At 72.5% G+C, this 15820-nt stretch carries 17 protein-coding genes; 4 read left to right on the top strand and 13 right to left on the bottom strand.

Translation table 11 applies throughout. The features are described from left to right. Positions 1-45: 45 nt before the first annotated feature. The 4 genes from ACFT41_RS30710 to ACFT41_RS30695 form a co-directional block, all read right to left on the bottom strand. Positions 46-1089: an iron ABC transporter substrate-binding protein gene (locus tag ACFT41_RS30710; protein WP_377614078.1), complete on the bottom strand. Its 1044-nt coding sequence runs from the start codon at positions 1087-1089 to the stop codon at positions 46-48. A 270-nt stretch (positions 1090-1359) separates the two neighbouring features. Then, a complete protein-coding gene (locus ACFT41_RS30705) occupies positions 1360-1887 on the bottom strand; it encodes a flavin reductase family protein (protein WP_377589392.1) in 528 nt (175 codons plus the stop codon). A 189-nt stretch (positions 1888-2076) separates the two neighbouring features. Further along, positions 2077-2517, bottom strand: a complete 441-nt coding sequence (locus ACFT41_RS30700) for a DUF4395 domain-containing protein (RefSeq protein ID WP_377589393.1) — start codon at positions 2515-2517, stop codon at positions 2077-2079. Between the two features lie 212 nt (positions 2518-2729). Beyond that, positions 2730-3197 (bottom strand): TlpA family protein disulfide reductase, encoded by a 468-nt coding sequence (locus ACFT41_RS30695; protein ID WP_377589394.1) that lies wholly within the window; start codon positions 3195-3197, stop codon positions 2730-2732. A 585-nt stretch (positions 3198-3782) separates the two neighbouring features. Here ACFT41_RS30695 and ACFT41_RS30690 point away from each other — a divergent pair. The 3 genes from ACFT41_RS30690 to ACFT41_RS30680 all read left to right on the top strand — a co-directional run bounded on the left by ACFT41_RS30690 (position 3783) and on the right by ACFT41_RS30680 (position 6818). Further along, positions 3783-5273: a carbohydrate-binding domain-containing protein gene (locus ACFT41_RS30690; protein WP_377589395.1), complete on the top strand. Its 1491-nt coding sequence runs from the start codon at positions 3783-3785 to the stop codon at positions 5271-5273. A 133-nt stretch (positions 5274-5406) separates the two neighbouring features. Continuing rightward, positions 5407-6000: a DUF4956 domain-containing protein gene (locus ACFT41_RS30685; RefSeq protein ID WP_377589396.1), complete on the top strand. Its 594-nt coding sequence runs from the start codon at positions 5407-5409 to the stop codon at positions 5998-6000. After that, positions 5997-6818 carry a polyphosphate polymerase domain-containing protein gene (locus ACFT41_RS30680; protein ID WP_377589397.1) on the top strand — a complete coding sequence of 274 codons (822 nt, stop codon included), beginning with the start codon at positions 5997-5999 and terminating at the stop codon, positions 6816-6818. The genes ACFT41_RS30685 and ACFT41_RS30680 overlap by 4 nt, the downstream gene beginning before the upstream one ends. A gap of 60 nt (positions 6819-6878) precedes the next feature. Here ACFT41_RS30680 and ACFT41_RS30675 read toward each other — a convergent pair whose 3' ends face one another. Then, positions 6879-7592 (bottom strand): response regulator transcription factor, encoded by a 714-nt coding sequence (locus tag ACFT41_RS30675; protein WP_377589398.1) that lies wholly within the window; start codon positions 7590-7592, stop codon positions 6879-6881. Between the two features lie 148 nt (positions 7593-7740). Between ACFT41_RS30675 and ACFT41_RS30670 the strand changes: the two genes are divergently transcribed. Beyond that, positions 7741-8265, top strand: a complete 525-nt coding sequence (locus ACFT41_RS30670; protein WP_377589399.1) for a GNAT family N-acetyltransferase — start codon at positions 7741-7743, stop codon at positions 8263-8265. A 26-nt stretch (positions 8266-8291) separates the two neighbouring features. Here ACFT41_RS30670 and htpG read toward each other — a convergent pair whose 3' ends face one another. The 8 genes from htpG to ACFT41_RS30630 all read right to left on the bottom strand — a co-directional run bounded on the left by htpG (position 8292) and on the right by ACFT41_RS30630 (position 15709). Continuing rightward, complete coding sequence (gene htpG / locus ACFT41_RS30665; protein ID WP_377614077.1) at positions 8292-10226, bottom strand: molecular chaperone HtpG; 1935 nt, start codon at positions 10224-10226, stop codon at positions 8292-8294. A 59-nt stretch (positions 10227-10285) separates the two neighbouring features. Beyond that, a complete protein-coding gene (locus ACFT41_RS30660) occupies positions 10286-11485 on the bottom strand; it encodes a helix-turn-helix domain-containing protein (protein WP_377589401.1) in 1200 nt (399 codons plus the stop codon). Continuing rightward, on the bottom strand, positions 11472-11636 hold the full coding sequence (locus ACFT41_RS30655) for a hypothetical protein (RefSeq protein WP_377589402.1): 165 nt from the start codon (positions 11634-11636) through the stop codon (positions 11472-11474). Before ACFT41_RS30655 ends, ACFT41_RS30660 begins: the two co-directional genes overlap by 14 nt. A gap of 205 nt (positions 11637-11841) precedes the next feature. Next, positions 11842-13035, bottom strand: a complete 1194-nt coding sequence (locus ACFT41_RS30650; RefSeq protein ID WP_377589403.1) for a helix-turn-helix domain-containing protein — start codon at positions 13033-13035, stop codon at positions 11842-11844. A 131-nt stretch (positions 13036-13166) separates the two neighbouring features. Next, positions 13167-13964 carry a hypothetical protein gene (locus tag ACFT41_RS30645; protein ID WP_377589404.1) on the bottom strand — a complete coding sequence of 266 codons (798 nt, stop codon included), beginning with the start codon at positions 13962-13964 and terminating at the stop codon, positions 13167-13169. Between the two features lie 84 nt (positions 13965-14048). Beyond that, positions 14049-14231: a hypothetical protein gene (locus ACFT41_RS30640; protein WP_377589405.1), complete on the bottom strand. Its 183-nt coding sequence runs from the start codon at positions 14229-14231 to the stop codon at positions 14049-14051. A gap of 43 nt (positions 14232-14274) precedes the next feature. Next, the gene (locus tag ACFT41_RS30635; protein WP_377589406.1) at positions 14275-15456 is read right to left on the bottom strand and encodes a trans-sulfuration enzyme family protein; all 1182 of its coding nucleotides are present in this window, start codon (positions 15454-15456) and stop codon (positions 14275-14277) included. A 37-nt stretch (positions 15457-15493) separates the two neighbouring features. Then, positions 15494-15709: a hypothetical protein gene (locus ACFT41_RS30630; protein WP_377589407.1), complete on the bottom strand. Its 216-nt coding sequence runs from the start codon at positions 15707-15709 to the stop codon at positions 15494-15496. Positions 15710-15820 lie beyond the last annotated feature (111 nt).

Genomic DNA, 15820 nt, shown 5'->3' with positions numbered 1-15820 from the left:
GCCGGGCCCCGGCGGGGGCCCGGCGGTCGGCGGTGCGGACGCCGTTCAGGCCAGCCCCGTTTCCTTGATCATGGCGACGGTGGCGTCGAGGGTGTCGAGGTCGTTCAGGTCGATCTTCGGCGCGGCGAGGTCGGCGAGCTGCGGCAGGCCCGGCGCGGCCGGCACCCCGGCGGTCAGCGGGTACTCGAACGTCTGGGTGGCGAAGTGGGTCTGCGCCTCGGCGCCGAGCAGGTAGTCGACCAGCGCCCGGGCGTCGGGGTCGGTGCCGGCGCGGGTGAGCAGGCCGACGCCGGCGGCGTTGACCAGCCCGCCGGTGTCGCCGTCGGGGAAGAAGTGCAGCTGCGCCTTGAGGGTGGACGCATCGCCGCCGCGCTCCTTGGCCAGCTCGTAGACGTAGTAGTGGTTGACCAGGCCGGCCGCCAGCTTCCCGGCGTCGATGTCGGCGATGATCTGCACGTTGCCCTCGCGGATCTGCGGCTCGTTGGCCTTCAGCCCGGTCAGGAACTCCTTCGCCTTCGCGTCGCCGTGCTGCACCCGCAGGGCGGTGACGAACGCCTGGAACGAGCCGTTGGTCGGGGCGACGCCGACCCGGCCCTTCCACTTCGGGTCGGTCAGCTCGAACACCGACTTGGGCAGCTGGTCCTTCGTCACCTGGTCGGCGTTGTAGGCCAGCACCCGGGACCGGCCGCTGACGCCGACCCACTGCCCGCCGGCGGCCCGGTAGGCGGCCGGCACCCGGTCGAGCAGGTCCTGCGGCAGGGCGGCGAACAGGCCGGCCTTGGTGACCGCGCCGAGCGCGCCCGCGTCCTGGGCGAAGAAGACGTCGGCGGGGCTGCGCTGGCCCTCCTCGAGAAGCTGGGCCGCCATCTGGGCGGTGCTGCCGTAGCGGACGTCGACGGTGACGCCGGAGGACTTCTCGAACTTCTCCAGCACCGGCTTGACGAGGGTCTCGCTGCGGCCGCTGTAGATGGTCAGCCGCTTGTCGCCCGGCTTGCCCGGGTCGCCCTCGTCGCCGCCGCAGGCGGTGAGGGAGAGGAGACCCGCCAGGGCCGTGGCCAGTACGACGCTCAGACGCTTCTGCACAGGCAAGGATTACCTTACTTGGCAGCCGTGAGGCAAATCCATCTTCGCCGTGACCAGGAGTCCTGCCCGGCTTCTTCGGCGAGCCGGGGCGGGAGGCGCTGATCGCGGCCGGTCTCGCGCGGGGTGGCCCTGGTGGTGTCCCTCCGCGTCGGCGGCGGCGTCGCGGCGCTGGTCCGGGTGGCGGCCCCGGTGGCTGCCGTACGTCGTGCGGGTGTGCAGCCGGGCGGCGGCCCGCGACTCGCCCGCCGGCCGGATGACGCTGCTCGACGGGGCCGCTCAGGCCACGGCGGCCCGGTCCGCCGGATCCACACCGGCGTAGCCGCCTCCGTGGTAGAGCAGGGGCGAGCCGACGTGGGCGTGCCGCAGCAGCTCGGGCTCGGCGAGCACGATCGCGTGGTCGCCGACGACCACCCGGTCCACCACGCGGCAGAGCAGCCACGCCAGGGCGTCGTCGAGGATCGGCACCGCCTCGGGGCCGACCCGCCACCGGGTCGGGTGGGCGAACCGGTCGATCCCGGTGGTGGCGAACGTCCGCGCCAGGTCCCGCTGATGCTGGGCGAGCAGGTGCACCGCGACGTGTCGGGCCCGCGCGATCGTCGGCCAGCTCGACGAGACGAGGCCCAGGCAGAAGGAGACGACGGGCGGCTCCAGCGACACCGACGTGAACGACGTCGCGGTGAAGCCGACCGGCGGGGCCCCGGGGGCCGTCACGACGGTGACGGTGTTCACCTGGCGGCGCAGGACCGCCCGCAGCGCGCTCGTGTCGGCGTCGACGATGGGTTCCGGCTGCGGGTCGGCGGTCATCGGAGGCTCCCAGGATCGCACGGTGCAGCCCGGGGCGGCCGCCCCGGATCGGCCGGGACGCACATCGATGCGGCACCCGGTGCCTCCGACGCTAACCGACCACACCCACCACCCGCAAATCCTACTTGAAAAGTAGGGATTTCGGCGCCGGCGCGGCGCGCGTCCCGGGCGAGTCCGCGCGGGCGGCGGTCAGGCCGCGCCGGTCGGCACCCGGGCAGGCACGGGACGCCCGGTGAGCCGACGCACCGCAAGGTACGCCTCGCAGCCGAGGCAGAGGTCGAACGCCGCGTTGAGGAAGGCCGCGGCGAGGGCCGCCGCCGTGGCGGTCAGGGCGAACGCCGGCAGGCCGGCGAGGTGACCCGCAGCCGCGAGCAGCATGAACGCCAGCCCGACGAGCTGGGCGAACCGCACCGGGGCGGCCGGCTCCCGCTCGGCAGGCGGGTCGAGTCGGGGCGCGACCAGTGCCCGGTAGGCCAGGGCGTACGGGCCGAGGCGCGGGCTCGCCGCTGTGACGGCGAAGACGACCGCCTGGGTGAGCACCAGGGTGAGCGAGCCGGTGATCAGCGCGGCGGCGAGGACGACGGTGGTGACGGCGGCGGCGAACCGGGGGCCGCGAGGGTCGAGCAGCATGGCAGGGAAAGTCCGATCGGCGAGGGGCGCGACGCGGCGCGCGGGCGACTGTCAGGCGGGGCGGTACGCCGGACAGAGGCTCGCCGCGAGCCGCCCGTGGTCCACCGCACGCCGCCGGGTCAGCCGCGCCCCGCGCGACGACGCCGACGACGCATGCGCCGACAACCGCGCGGACGACACCGACGATCCGTGCCCCGACAGCCGCATGATCGTCACCGGTCGACCCCGGCGAGCAGCGGCGCGACGGCCGCGACCAGGTCGCCCCGGGCGGGCACCCCGGAGGCGCGGCGCACCACCCGCCCGGCAGGGTCGACCACCAGCACCGTCGGCGTGCGCCAGACGTCCAGCTCACGGACGGCGTCGAGGTGCTGCTCGGCGTCGACCTCGACCAGCACGACGCCCGGGACGGCCGCCTCGACCTGCTCGAGGACCCGGCGGGTGGCGCGACACGGCGCGCACACGGCCGAGGAGAACTGGACCAGGGTGACGACACCGGGGCGCGCGCCCAGCCGCGCGAGCAGGGCCCGCTGCGCGTCCTGCGGCGCGGCGACGCCGTCGACGGCATCAGCGGCGACCGACCGGAGCCGGCCGTCGCGGCGGCGTCGCCACCAGCCGAAGGCGGTGGCGACGCCAAGCACGCCGACGACCAGCAGCACGCCGGTCAGGGTCTGGTCCCGCACCGGTCCAGGGTGCCACAGACCCAGGTCAGCGCCCATCGCCGGTCCGGATGGCGGAACGCCGGCACCGCCGGCCGGCCCGGTCCGCCGCCGCGTCGGCCACGCCGTCACTCATATGGGGCAACCGTGACTACTCTGCGCGACGACCATCCGGCTCCGCCTGACATCTCGCATCCCCTTTGCTCTGCACCCATCCGCGCAGCATGCGGCCTGAGCTGTGCTTACGTGAGAACGCGAGGGGCGGCGGGGGTCGCGTGCGACTACGCCGTGTGAAGCGTTGCGCCCCTGGGTGCAGAGCAAGGGGGGCGGGGAAGGTAGCGGTTGCCGGCTCCACCCAGTCTGGGCCGGCGGATGCGGGGACTCCCCCTGATTCTTGGACAGTTCCTGTCCGCTACTGACACGAACTGTCCAAGAATCGAATGCCGTCCGGGCAGCGGTGCGGCCGAAGACGAGTTCCGGGCATCCGTCAAGGACGTGCAGCTCAGAGTTCCGTCAACGTTTACTGTCAGCCACCTGTCATTCGTGGCAGCGGCCGATTTTTCCGCCGTCAGACCTTTGGCTCAACCGAATGCCTATTTATGCTTCTCGATGCCATGGCGCATTAACCGGCCGTTCACCGACCGGACGGTCGGCATTCAGGACCGCACCCGCCTGCCCTCGAAGAACGGGACCACCATGACCTCGACCACCCGCAGAACCGCCGTCCTCGCCGGGCTCACGGCCGCCCTGCTGGCCGGCCCCCTCGCCACCGCGGCCGTCGCCGCGCCGACCGCCACGATCACCCTCAACGGATCCAGCGCGAGCGTATCGGGCAGCAACGTCACCGTCTCCGGCAGCGCCATCACCATCACGGCTCCCGGCTCCTACCAGATCAGCGGCACGCTGAACAACGGCTACGTCAAGGTGGACACCGCTGCCACCGGGACGGTCGAGCTCATTCTCAGCGGCGCCTCGATCACCAACTCGACCTCCTCGCCGCTGTACGTGACCAACGCCGACGCCGTCACCGTCACGTTGGCCGCCGGGACCACCAACAGGCTCACCGACGCGTCGACCTACACCAACACCGACGAGCCGGACGCCGCGCTGTTCAGCTCCGCCGACCTGACCATCGGCGGCACCGGGGCGCTGACCGTGCAGGCCCGCTACCAGGACGGCATCGTCAGCAAGGACGACCTGGTCATCCAGTCCGGCACGATCACGGTCAACTCGGTGGACGACGCCATCCGGGGCAAGGACTCGCTCACCGTCAACGGCGGCACCATCGCCGTGACCTCGACCGCCGGCGACGGGCTCAAGTCCAACGACACGGAGGCCGGAAAGGGCGTCGTCAACATCACCAACGGCACGATCTCGGTTTCCGTCGCCGACGACGGCATCAAGGGCGAGAACGCGCTGAACATCTCCGGCGGCACCATCAACGTAACCCGGTCGTACGAGGCGCTGGAGGCGCTGAAGCTGACGATCAGCGGCGGCAACTCCACCGTCGTGGCCAGCGACGACGCGGTCAACGCCGCCGAGGAGGGCCTCGGCCACATGGAGCCCTCCCCGAACGCGTTCATCCGGGTCACCGGGGGCACGGTCGTGGCCACCGGCGGCACCGACGGGTTCGACTCCAACGGCGAGCTCACCTTCGCCGGCGGCACAGTGGTCGCCAACGGCTCCAGCACCCGGGGCGGCGGCGAAGGCGCGCTCGACACCGACGCGACGCTCACCTTCACCGGCGGCACGGTGGTAGGCGCCGGGCTGACCTCGATGGCCGTGTTCAAGGCGGTGCCGAACACCGGCCAGGGCTGGGTGGCCCCCCGCTTCAGCACCACCTACGCCGCCAACACGATCGTGCACGTCGTCTCCGGCACCACCGTGCTGGCCTCGTACCGGGCGTCGAAGAGCTTCCGGGAGGTCGTCATCTCGTCGAACCGCCTCACCAACGGCCAGCGGTACGACGTCTACACCGGCGGCAGCGTCAGCGGCACGAGCGTCGGCGGCCTGTACACCGGCGGCAGCATCTCCGGCGCCACCCGGGTGTTGACCGGGGTGACCGCCGGCCAGTACAGCGGCGGCATGATCCGCTCCTGATCTCCGGTAAGCCCGGCCAGGGCCCCTCGGTCCTGGCCGGGCGGCCCTGGCCCCGCACTTCGCCCCGCACCGATCCGCAGCCCCGCGTCGACTCCGTGGACCGCGACGCCGGGCAAACCCCAGAGGAGCATCAATGTCGCGGTTGGTCCTGACCGGGATGAACCTGGTCGCCGTGGGCCTGCTCGTCTTCGCCCTGTACTTCCCCCGCCACCGGCGGCGGGACCTGGTGGTCGCCTACCTCGGCGTCAACGTCGGCGTCTTCGCCGTGGCCAGCTCACTCAGCACGGGCACCGTCGGGGCCGGCCTCGGGCTGGGCCTGTTCGGCGTGCTCTCGATCATCCGGCTCCGTTCCACCGAGCTCGACCAGCACGAGGTGGCGTACTACTTCTCCGCCCTCGCGCTCGGCATCCTCGGCCCGCTCGCCGGCACCTCGATCTGGACGGTCGCCAGCCTGACGGCGCTGATCCTCGCGGTGATGTACGTCGGCGACCATCCCCGGCTGCTGCGCCGGTACCGGCGGCACGTCATGGTGCTCGACACCGCGGTCACCGACCCGGTCGCCCTCACCGCCCACCTCGAACAGCTGCTCGGCGCGCGGGTCCACGCCGCCAACGTGGAGCGGGTCGACCTGGTCAACGACACCACCGTCGTCGACGTCCGCTACTCGCGGCCGAAGGCCACCGCGGGCGCCACCCGGCGCCCGGTCGAGCTGGGCGCGACGCGATGACCCCGCTCGCCGCGCCCACCACGGCGCTGGCCGACCTCGCGCCGATCGACCTCGCGGAACTGACCGGACGCGCCGCCCTGCAAACCCGGTTCGACCGCAAGTACCTGCTCCCGCGTGCCGAAGTGCCGGCACTGCTCGCCGAGCTCGACCCGACCACGCAGGTGCTGGAGATCGACGGCCGGCGGTCGTTCCGGTACGAGTCGGTCTACTTCGACACCCCCGACCTCGTCAGCTTCCGGCTCACCGCCCACCGACGCCGTCGTCGTTTCAAGATCAGGACACGGACGTACGTCGACTCGGGCCTGTGCTGGCTGGAGGTGAAGACCGAGGGGACGCGCGGCGGCACGGTCAAGCACCGGCTGCCCTACCGCCCCGACGACAGCGACACCCTGTCACCCGGGCGGCCGTTCGTCGACGAGGTCCTCGCGACCGTCGACACCGACACCGACAGCGGCAGCGGCAGCGGCCTGACGTTCGCCTCGACGCTCACCACCAGGTACCTGCGCAGCACGCTCTATCTGCCGACGACCGCGAGCCGGGCGACCATCGACCTCGATCTGCGCTGGGAGGGCAGCCACGGCGGGCGGCTGGAGCTGCCGGGGCTGGCCATCGTCGAGACGAAGACGGGGTCGACCGCCTCGCACGTCGACCGCCTGCTGTGGAGCCGCGGCCACCGCCCGGTGGCCGTCTCCAAGTACGCGACCGGGCTGGCGGCCCTGCGCCCCGAACTGCCCTGCGCCCGCTGGCGGCGCACCCTGAGGCGACACTTCGCGCCGGGCACCGACGCGGAGGCTCCGTCGTCGGTGCCGTCGGCCTGAGCCTCGGCGACGTCCGGCGGCGCCGCTGCCGTGCCGCCGGGCTGGTCACTCGTCGGCGGGTCAGTCGTCGGGCTCCCGGGGCAGCCGCAACGCGTACCCGACGCCCCGCACGGTCTGGATCAGCGGCGGGTCCCAGCGGTCGACCTTCTTGCGCAGGCAGTGGACGTACGACTCGACGATGCGGCCGCCGCCACCGAAGTCGTAGTTCCACACCTGATCCAGGATCTCCGCCTTGCTGACCACCCGTCCAGCATTGGCGAGCAGGTAGCGCAGCAGGTTGAACTCGGTGGGCGACAGGCCCACCAACCGGCCGGCCCGGCGCACCTCGTGGGCAGCCTCGTCCAGTTCCAGGTCGGCGTAGCACAGCCGCCCGTCGCCCGCCGGCTCGGGTTCCGCGCGGCTGCGCCGCAGGATCGCCCTGACCCGCAGCACCAACTCCTCCAGGTCGAACGGCTTGGTGACGTAGTCGTCGGCACCGGCGGCGAGCCCGCGGATACGGTCCTCCCGCGCGTCGCGGACGGTGAGGAACACCATCGGCACGCCCGGGCCCGGTCCGGCGCGCAGCCTGCGCGCGACCTCGAAGCCGTCCAGGTCCGGGAGCACCACCTCCAGCACCACCAGGTGCGGGTCGAAAGCAGCGGCCACGACCAGTGCCTCCCGGCCACCGCAGGCCACCCGGACGTCGAACTTCAGCAGCCGCAGCGCCATCGACAGCAGCGCGTGGACGCCGGGCTCATCGTCCACGACGAGAACCCTGGTCGCTGGGGAGGTCATCCCATCGTTCGTACGGCGCGCCGCTGGGCTCCAATTGAGAATCGTCTATGAATATGCTGTGAGAACATCACTACGGCCCGCTACACCGGCGAAGGCAGCGCGTGGCCCCGCAACGGTTTTCGCCGCCGCCGGGCGCTATCGTCGCGGCATGGCCGAGCTGATCGCGCCCACCGTGCGGCTGCACGCCGCCTGGCTCGACGCTCACCACGAGTGGGGCCCCGGCATCCACGAAGACGGCTTCGGGCTGCGGCCCGACGACGAGGTGGCCTCCCCCGCCGGGTTCGCGGCCTGGGTGGCCCGGTTGACCGAGGGCACGGAACCCGGAAAGGTGCCGGCCGCCGACCGGGTGCCCTGCACGTACCGGTGGATCGTCGAGGACCACCGGGTGCTCGGCGGGATCGCGCTACGGCACGAGCTCAGCGGCTTCACGCTGCGCGTCGCCGGCCAGATCGGCTACGGCATCCGGCCGTCGGCGCGTCGCCGTGGGGTGGCCACGTGGGCGCTGGGCCGGATGCTCGCCGAGGCACGGACGCTCGGCCTGGACCGGGTGCTCATCACCTGCCAGCCCGACAACGTGGCCTCGGCGAGGACGATCGAGCGCCACGGCGGCGTGCTCGACGACGTGCGGGACACCGAGCTGGGCCCCGTGCGGCGGTACTGGGTCACGCTGTAGGACCGCCGCACGGAGCGTCGCGGTGATCAGAGGGTACGGGCCAGCCGGTCGGCCAGGACGCGGGTGAACCGGGACGGGTCGGCCAGCTCCCCGCCCTCGGCCAGCAGCGCCATTCCGTACAGCAGCTCGGCGGTGTCGGCGAGCCCGTCGGCGGCGGCGTCCTGCTCGTGGGCCTTGCGCAGCCCCTCCACGAGCGGGTGCCCCGGGTTGAGCTCCAGGATCCGCTTGACCTGCGGCACCTCGTGGCCCATCGCCCGGTACATCTTCTCCAGCGTCGGGGTGATGTCGTGGGCGTCGCCGACGACGCACGCCGGGGAGGTGGTCAGGCGGGTGGAGAGCCGGACCTCCTTGACGCTGTCGGCGAGCTTGCCGGTCATCCAGGTCAGCAGGTCGGCGTACTCCTGGCGCTGCTGCTCGCGGGCGGACTCGGCCTCCTTCTTCTCCTCCTCGGTGTCCAGGTCAACCTGGCCCTTGGCGATGGAACGCAGCGGCCTGCCGTCGAACTGGCCGACCCGCTCGACCCAGACCTCGTCCACCGGGTCGGTGAGGATCAGCACCTCGTAGCCCTTGGCGCGGAACGCCTCCATGTGCGGCGAGTTCTCGATCATCGACCGGGACTCGCCGGTCATGTAGTAGATGTCGGCCTGACCGTCCTTCATCCGCTCGACGTAGTCGCGCAGGCCGGTCAGCTCGGCCGGGTCGCGGGTGGAGGCGACCGACACGACGTCGAGGATCGCGTCGGTGTTGTCCGGGTCGTCGAGCAGGCCCTCCTTCAGCGCCGGGCCGAACTCGGACCAGAAGGTGCGGTACTTCTCGGCCTCGCTGGCCTTCAGCTCCTTGACGGTGGCGAGAATCTTCTTCACCAGCCGCCGGCGCACCGCCTGGATCTGGCGGTCCTGCTGGAGGATCTCCCGGGAGATGTTGAGCGACAGGTCGTGCGCGTCGACGACGCCCTTGACGAAGCGCAGGTAGTTGGGCATCAGCGCTTCGCAGTCGTCCATGATGAACACGCGCTTGACGTAGAGCTGCACGCCCCGGCGGGCCTGCGGGGCGAACAGGTCCACGGGCGCGTGCGACGGCAGGAACAGCAGCGCCTCGTACTCGAAGGTGCCCTCGCCCCGCATGTGGATGGTCTCCAGCGGGTCGGCCCAGTCGTGGCTGACGTGCTTGTAGAACTCCTTGTACTCCGCCTCGTCGACCTCGCTGCGCGGGCGGGCCCACAGCGCCTTCATCGAGTTGAGGGTCTGCACCTCGCGGGTGGTCTCGTCGCCCTCGCCCGTGCGCTCGACCGTCATCCGGATCGGCCAGGCGATGAAGTCGGAGTATCGCTTGACGATCTCGCGGATCTTCCACTCGGCCGTGTAGTCGTAGAGGTGGTCGTCGCTGTCCTCGGGCTTGAGGTGGACGGTGACGGCGGTGCCCTGCGGGGCGTCGTCGACGGTCTCCACGACGTACGTGCCCTCGCCGGTGGACTCCCAGCGGGTGCCCTCGGCCTGCCCGGCGCGGCGGGTGAGCAGGGTGACCCGGTCGGCGACCATGAACGTGGCGTAGAACCCGACGCCGAACTGCCCGATCAGGTCGGCCGACGCCGCCGAGTCCTTCGACTCGCGCAGCTTCGCCAGCAGCTCGGCGGTGCCCGACTTGGCGATGGTGCCGATCAGCCGGACGACGTCGTCGCGGGACATGCCGACGCCGTTGTCCCGGACGGTCAGGGTGCGCGCGTCGCGGTCGACTTCGATCTCGACGTGCAGGTCGGAGGCGTCGGCCGCGAGATCCTTGTCGACCAGGGACTCCAGGCGGAGCTTGTCCAGCGCGTCGGAGGCGTTGGAGATCAGCTCGCGCAGGAAGACGTCCTTGTTCGAGTAGATCGAATGGACCATCAACTGGAGCAGTTGGCGCGCCTCCGCCTGGAACTCCAGCGTCTCGATCCGGTTGCTCACACCGACCTCCTTCAGTGGCATTGCGTGCCTTCTCGCGCACAGGATACGAGCCGTCGCTACCCGTCGCGACACCCGCCCGCTCAGGTGACCCCGAGGGTCATCGCGAGCTGCACGATCGTGGCCGGGGCGTGCGGGTCGCGTACCACCTGGGCCAGCACCGACCGGGCGGCCGGGCGGTGGCGCAGCTCGGCCGGTGCCGTGCGGTCGGCGTCGACCAGGGCCCGGCCGGCGCTGGCCGGGTCGTCGGCCTGGAGGTAGGCGCGGGCGGCGTCGAGCAGGTGCGCAGCGCGGTGCTCGGCGGGCAGCCACCGCCACGCGTCCCGCCGGGTCGTGCGCTCGTGCCAGCGCACGGCCGCACGGGCCTCGCCCAGCTCCACGGCCGCCGCGACGCGCGCCGAGTCGACCGCCGTCGGCCCGAACCCGGTCCGGTGGTGGTCGTGCCCCTCCCCCACCCGGGCGGCCATCCCGGTCGCCTCGCCGAGCAGTTCGGCGGCGGAAGCCTCATCGCCGTGGCGGGCGGCGGCCAGGGCCGCCTGGACCAGCAGCGCCCCGCACAGCGACAGCTCCTGCGGCGTACCGTCGTCGGGGTCGGCCGAGGCGATCCGGTACGCGGCGGCCAGCGCCGCCGACCTCGCCGCCCGCGCCCGGCCCGACGCGCGCAGCGCCTGGCCGAGCTGCACGGCTGCGGCGGCCACCAGCGCCCGGTCGCCGGTCGCGGCGGCCACCGCCCGGTCGGCGGCCAGCCAGGCCAGGTCGGCCTCGCCGACCTTCACCAGCAGGGCGGCGGTGATCCGGTACGCCTCGACCAGCGGCTCACGCCCCGCCGCCGGATCGCGGGCGTGCATACGCTGCACGTCGGCCAGCAGCGGCGGGAGCAGGTCGACAAGCTGCGGGTACCGGGCGTGCTGGTAGGTGATCCACCCGTGCGCCACCTGCCGCGCCAGCCGATCGGCGGGCGGGACGGGCCGGCGGGCCGCAGGGCCGAGCGTGATCTCGTACGCCGACAGGGCCGCCCGGACCCGCTCGACGCCTGCGGCGCGTTCGGTCGCCTCGGCGGGCCGCACGTCGCGGCCCAGCAGCACCGCCGCGTCGATGCGCAACACGGCGGCGAGGTCGTGCAGGGTGGAGACCCGGTCGAGGGCGCGGACGCCCCGTTCGACCTTGTCGACCCAGCTCTTGGACTTGCCCAGCCGGTCGGCCAGCATCTGCTGCGACAGCTTCCGCCGCCCCCGCCAGTAGGCGACCCGCCGACCGACGGGCAGGAGGTCACCGCTGTCCACGCCGCCACCGGCGGTCCGGCACCGCCCGGGTCGTCTCCTCGGCCGGTATCCGCTCCGCCTCGGCCTGCGCGAGCAGCCGCTGCCGGGCCGCCTCCCGTTCCGCCTGCTGGATCTGCTCGCCTCGGCTCTCGACCGGCGCGTCGTCGCCCATCGTCCCCACCTCCGTTGGCAGGGGCGCGGCGCAGCGGCCCAGGGAAAGGACCGCCACCGCCACACCCGGTTGAAGGGACGCAACCGCCAGTGCCAGTGGGAGATATTGGAAAGAAACGGCCTGAGGGGCCACCATCTTCCAAGATCTCCATCGCGTCCCTGTCCGAACGGTAGAGCAGCCGGAGTGACGGAAAGATAACCGTAAGTTAGATTCCGTGGGGTTCCGGGTCCAGCGGGTCGACGCCGATCCGGGTCGCGAGATCCCGCAGCTCGGGTGTGCCCCGCCGGCGGGCGTCCCGGACCATCTGTCCGACGATCTCCCGCACGCTCGGCCGCGACCGCAGCTCTGCGGGCGACGCGTTGTCGGCCTCCAGGAACGCCAGGATCGCCCGGTCCTGATCGCCAGCCGCATACCACCCGCGCCCCGCGTCCAGGTGCAGACGGCATCGACGGTTCGCGCTGCGGATCTGGGACCGGTCGACGCGCCGGGCCCGCTCCGGCGCACGCTCAGGGGTGCCGTTCTCGACGGCCACGCCCACCCGCCAGATGCCGCAGTTCGCTGGCGTGAACTCCATCCGCCAGGGGTCGGACCCGGCCCGACGCGCGGCGTTCTCGGCCTCCGCCAGGTGCCCGTCCGGGTCGCCGGTGCCCAACGATGCCGCCGACATCGCGGAGTGCAGGTGAAGCATCCCGTACCAGGTCAACGCCGCGTCGTCGCCCGTGTCGCCCAGTCGTTCCGCCGCGCGCGTCGCCACCGCCAGCGACCGCCGCCGGCCACCGTGCGTGCCCGACGACAGGGCACTCTGCGCGGCGGCGAACGCGGCGGCAGCAACCTCCGCCGGCCCGGCCAGCGCGGCGACCAGCTCGGCACGCTCGGCGTACCGTGCCGCCAGGTCGATGTAGCCGAACGGCTTGATGGCCAGCACCGTGGTCACCGCCGCCCGGACGAACAGCCGCGGCCCCTCCGGATGCCCCGAGTCGGCGAGCTGCCGCGTAGCGGCGACCAGATCGGGAAGAAGTCGAGCCAATGTCTTGTAGTCGCAGGCCATCCGGGCCGCCATCGCCTGACCCACGGACGCCCGCAGACTCTCCGCGTCCAGCGGGCGACCCGGCTCCTCAGGATCGTCGTCGAGGGCGCCGCGCAGCGCCGGAACGGTGGTGTAGATGGCGAGATCGTCCTCGCTGCGCGGCGCGTGCGGCTGCCCGGTCAGGTCGGTGACGCTGACGCCGAGAGCGCTCGCCAGGGCGATGAGCCGCGACCGCTTCGTCACCGGCCGCCGACCCGACTCGATCATCGAGATGTAGGAGGCGGGCACACCGACCCGGTCGGCCAGTTGCTGCTGCGTCATCCCGGCGACGTCCCGCCAACTGGCGACGCGCAGCCCTATGTAGTCGGCCATGACTCCTCCTGCACGAGATCGGCGGGGTTCGGCGTAGAGCCTGCACACCGGACGGTACGTGCAGTAACGCTTTGCGGCCAGTCCAACACAGGGCGCAGGCGAACGCGTCGGGCGCAGGGCCAAACGTGTGGTCAGCTTTCGAATGCCTCCAAGAGGGAGCGCACGTCGCCGGCCGGCTGGATTCCTGGGGGCCGCTGGGGATTCGTCGGAACTCCCAGCGCCTCCCAGTTCGTACGCGCATCGCCCAGCTCGGGCGCGAGGGCGTGCAACTCGACGACGAACTCGACCAGCCGGCCCTGGTCGTCGACAGTGGCGCTGAACGGGACCGCCCGGACTTTGTCGCCGAACTTCCGGCACAGGTCCTCGTTCGCATACCAGGTGGCCGTCAGGTCGACGGCACCGGCGAACCGCCGCTTACCCGTGGCTGCCTGCTCGCCGTTGCTCTGCACACTCACCGCCGCGTCGACCAACCGGCGTGCGCCGCCCAGGTCGGTGGGGTCGACGTCCAGGTAGCTGCCTGCGGGCACCTCGGGCCTCGACAGCGAGTAGTTCGTCCCGAAGCTGATCCCCGGCACGTTGAGCATGGCGAAGTACACGTCGTCCTCGTACAACGTCACGAGGATCATCCGGTCGTTCTTCTTAAGGGTGTAGGACATCGTTGCGTCGCGTCTCCGCGCGTCCATCACCCCCTGACCGGTGGCCTCCGCCGTGTCGGTGGTGACCCGAACCGGCTCTCGTGAGATCCAGCCGACGGCGGCAGCTAGGTCCTTGCCCTCGCCCCGCTGGCCGACCGGGGAGGCGTCGGATCGGCTGCACGCCGTCTCCGTCGTCGAGGCAGCGTCCTGCCCGGAGTTGCCCAGACCGCACCCGGTGGCAGCGAGAACGGTGGCCAGGGTCGCCAGCGTGGCGACCAGACGTCGAACCTGCATGTAGAAGGTCACCTCACGGTGGAAGGATGAAGCCGCCACGACGGGTCACGGCACTGTTAATCGTAGGCGGGCGGCCGACGCCGCTCACCCGGCCGGTGACACCGGGGCGAACCGGTCGAGCGCGGCGCTCAGGTGCCCACGCATGGTGTCGCTGCCGGTGTGCCCGGAGTCGTCGACCACGATCAGCTCCGCTTCGGGCCAGACCCGGGCCAGCGACCACGGCGTCTCCAGCGGCGAGCCGAGATCGAAGCGGCCGTGCACGAGCACCCCGGGAGGCCGCGGCCCCGCGCAGCGGGGCGTCGGTGCCCCATCACGCCGCCTGCCCGGCGACGGCGTCGAGGGCGCGGGTGAAGTCGGCCAGCAGGTCGGCGGTCTCCTCGATGCCGGTGGAGACCCGCACCAGGCCCTCCCCGATGCCGGTGGCGGCGAGCTGCTCGGCGTCGACGATCCCCGCCCACATGGAGCGCGGGTGCACCACGAGGGTGCTCACGCTGCCCAGGCTGGCCGCCCGCTTGGCCAGCCGCAGCTCCGCCAGGAGGGTGGCCGCCGCCGGCCGGCCGCCGGCCAGGTCGAGGCTGAACACGCCGCCGTAGCCGCTCATCTGCCGCGCGGCCAGGTCATGCTGGGGGTGGCTGGGCAGCCCGGGGTAGCGGACCCGGGCCACCGCCGGGTGCGCCTCCAGCTCGCAGGCCAGCGCGAGGGCGTTGTCGTTGTGCCGGGCCATCCGCAGCGGCAGCGTGCGGATGCCGCGCAGCAGCAGCCAGGCATCGATGGGGCCCAGCGTCGCGCCGGTGACGATGGCGGTCTGCCAGACCCGGTCGATCAGGTCGGCGGAGCCGACGACCACCCCGGCGGTCACGTCGGAGTGGCCGCCAAGGAACTTCGTGGCGCTGTGCCAGACCAGGTCCGCGCCGAGGGCCGCCGGGCGCTGGTTGACCGGGGTGGCGAAGGTGTTGTCGACGACGGCGTACGCGCCGTGGGCGTGGGCCAGCTCGATCACGGCGGTCAGGTCGGTCAGCTCCAGCAGCGGGTTGCTGGGGGTCTCCACGAGCACCAGCCGGGTGCGCGGGGTCAGGGCGCGGGCGAACGCGTCGACGTCGGTCTGGTCGACCTGGGTGCAGGTCACCCCGAACCGGGTGAGCAGCCCGGTGGCCAGCGAGGTGGTGCCGCCGTACGTGCTGCGCTGCACGATCACGTGGTCCCCGGCGGTGAGCAGGGCCAGCGCGACGGTGCTGACCGCGCCCATGCCGGAGGCGGTCACCAGGCCCGCCTCGGCGCCCTCCAACTCGGCGACCACGGCGGCGACCTGGGCGTGGTTGGGGTTGCCGTAACGGGTGTAGAAGGCGTCGCCGCGCACCTGCGTGGCGATCTCGGTGAACCGCTCGTCGCTGGCGGCGCTGAACGTGGCGCTCTGCACGATCGGCGGCGACACCGCGCCGCCGGGGTGCAGGCCGTCGTCGCCGTGGATCGCGGTCGTGCCGATGCCGGTCACCGGGTCCCCCTCCCGTTCGTCGGGGCGTGCGTCCCGCTCAGGGTACGACGACGATCGGGGCCGGCGCGGACGCCGGGGCGGCCCGGTCGAGCAGCATCCGCTGGCGCTCGCGCTGACGGCGCAGCACCGCGTCGTCGAGGTCGGCGACGGCGAGCCCGGCGGCGGCCAGGGGCCGGCCGTCGGGGCCGTGGACGGCGCTGTGGCCGGCGAAGCGCCAGCCGCCGTGCGTGCCCGCGTAGTTGGCGAACACCACTTGACATCCTCCTCGCCCTAAAGGACGAGGATTCCCTCCACGCTGCGTGTGGAACACGCGGCGTCCGGGTGGGTTACCGCTTCACTGCGCGGTGCCGGGACAGATCCCGGT

Source organism: Micromonospora sp. NPDC057141 (assembly GCF_042670805.1).
GTDB lineage: Bacteria > Actinomycetota > Actinomycetes > Mycobacteriales > Micromonosporaceae > Micromonospora.
This window is presented reverse-complemented; position numbering and strand designations above follow the sequence as displayed.

What these genes read in the sequence shown, in the direction of transcription:
- ACFT41_RS30705 (WP_377589392.1), bottom strand. Translation starts at nt 1,887, where the DNA reads ATGACCGCCGACCCGCAGCCGGAACCCATCGTCGACGCCGACACGAGC.
- ACFT41_RS30645 (WP_377589404.1), bottom strand. Translation starts at nt 13,964, where the DNA reads ATGCAGGTTCGACGTCTGGTCGCCACGCTGGCGACCCTGGCCACCGTT.
- ACFT41_RS30650 (WP_377589403.1), bottom strand. Translation starts at nt 13,035, where the DNA reads ATGGCCGACTACATAGGGCTGCGCGTCGCCAGTTGGCGGGACGTCGCC.
- ACFT41_RS30685 (WP_377589396.1), top strand. Translation starts at nt 5,407, where the DNA reads ATGTCGCGGTTGGTCCTGACCGGGATGAACCTGGTCGCCGTGGGCCTG.
- ACFT41_RS30700 (WP_377589393.1), bottom strand. Translation starts at nt 2,517, where the DNA reads ATGCTGCTCGACCCTCGCGGCCCCCGGTTCGCCGCCGCCGTCACCACC.
- ACFT41_RS30680 (WP_377589397.1), top strand. Translation starts at nt 5,997, where the DNA reads ATGACCCCGCTCGCCGCGCCCACCACGGCGCTGGCCGACCTCGCGCCG.
- ACFT41_RS30670 (WP_377589399.1), top strand. Translation starts at nt 7,741, where the DNA reads ATGGCCGAGCTGATCGCGCCCACCGTGCGGCTGCACGCCGCCTGGCTC.
- ACFT41_RS30690 (WP_377589395.1), top strand. Translation starts at nt 3,783, where the DNA reads ATGCCATGGCGCATTAACCGGCCGTTCACCGACCGGACGGTCGGCATT.
- ACFT41_RS30675 (WP_377589398.1), bottom strand. Translation starts at nt 7,592, where the DNA reads ATGACCTCCCCAGCGACCAGGGTTCTCGTCGTGGACGATGAGCCCGGC.
- ACFT41_RS30655 (WP_377589402.1), bottom strand. Translation starts at nt 11,636, where the DNA reads ATGGGCGACGACGCGCCGGTCGAGAGCCGAGGCGAGCAGATCCAGCAG.
- htpG (WP_377614077.1), bottom strand. Translation starts at nt 10,226, where the DNA reads ATGCCACTGAAGGAGGTCGGTGTGAGCAACCGGATCGAGACGCTGGAG.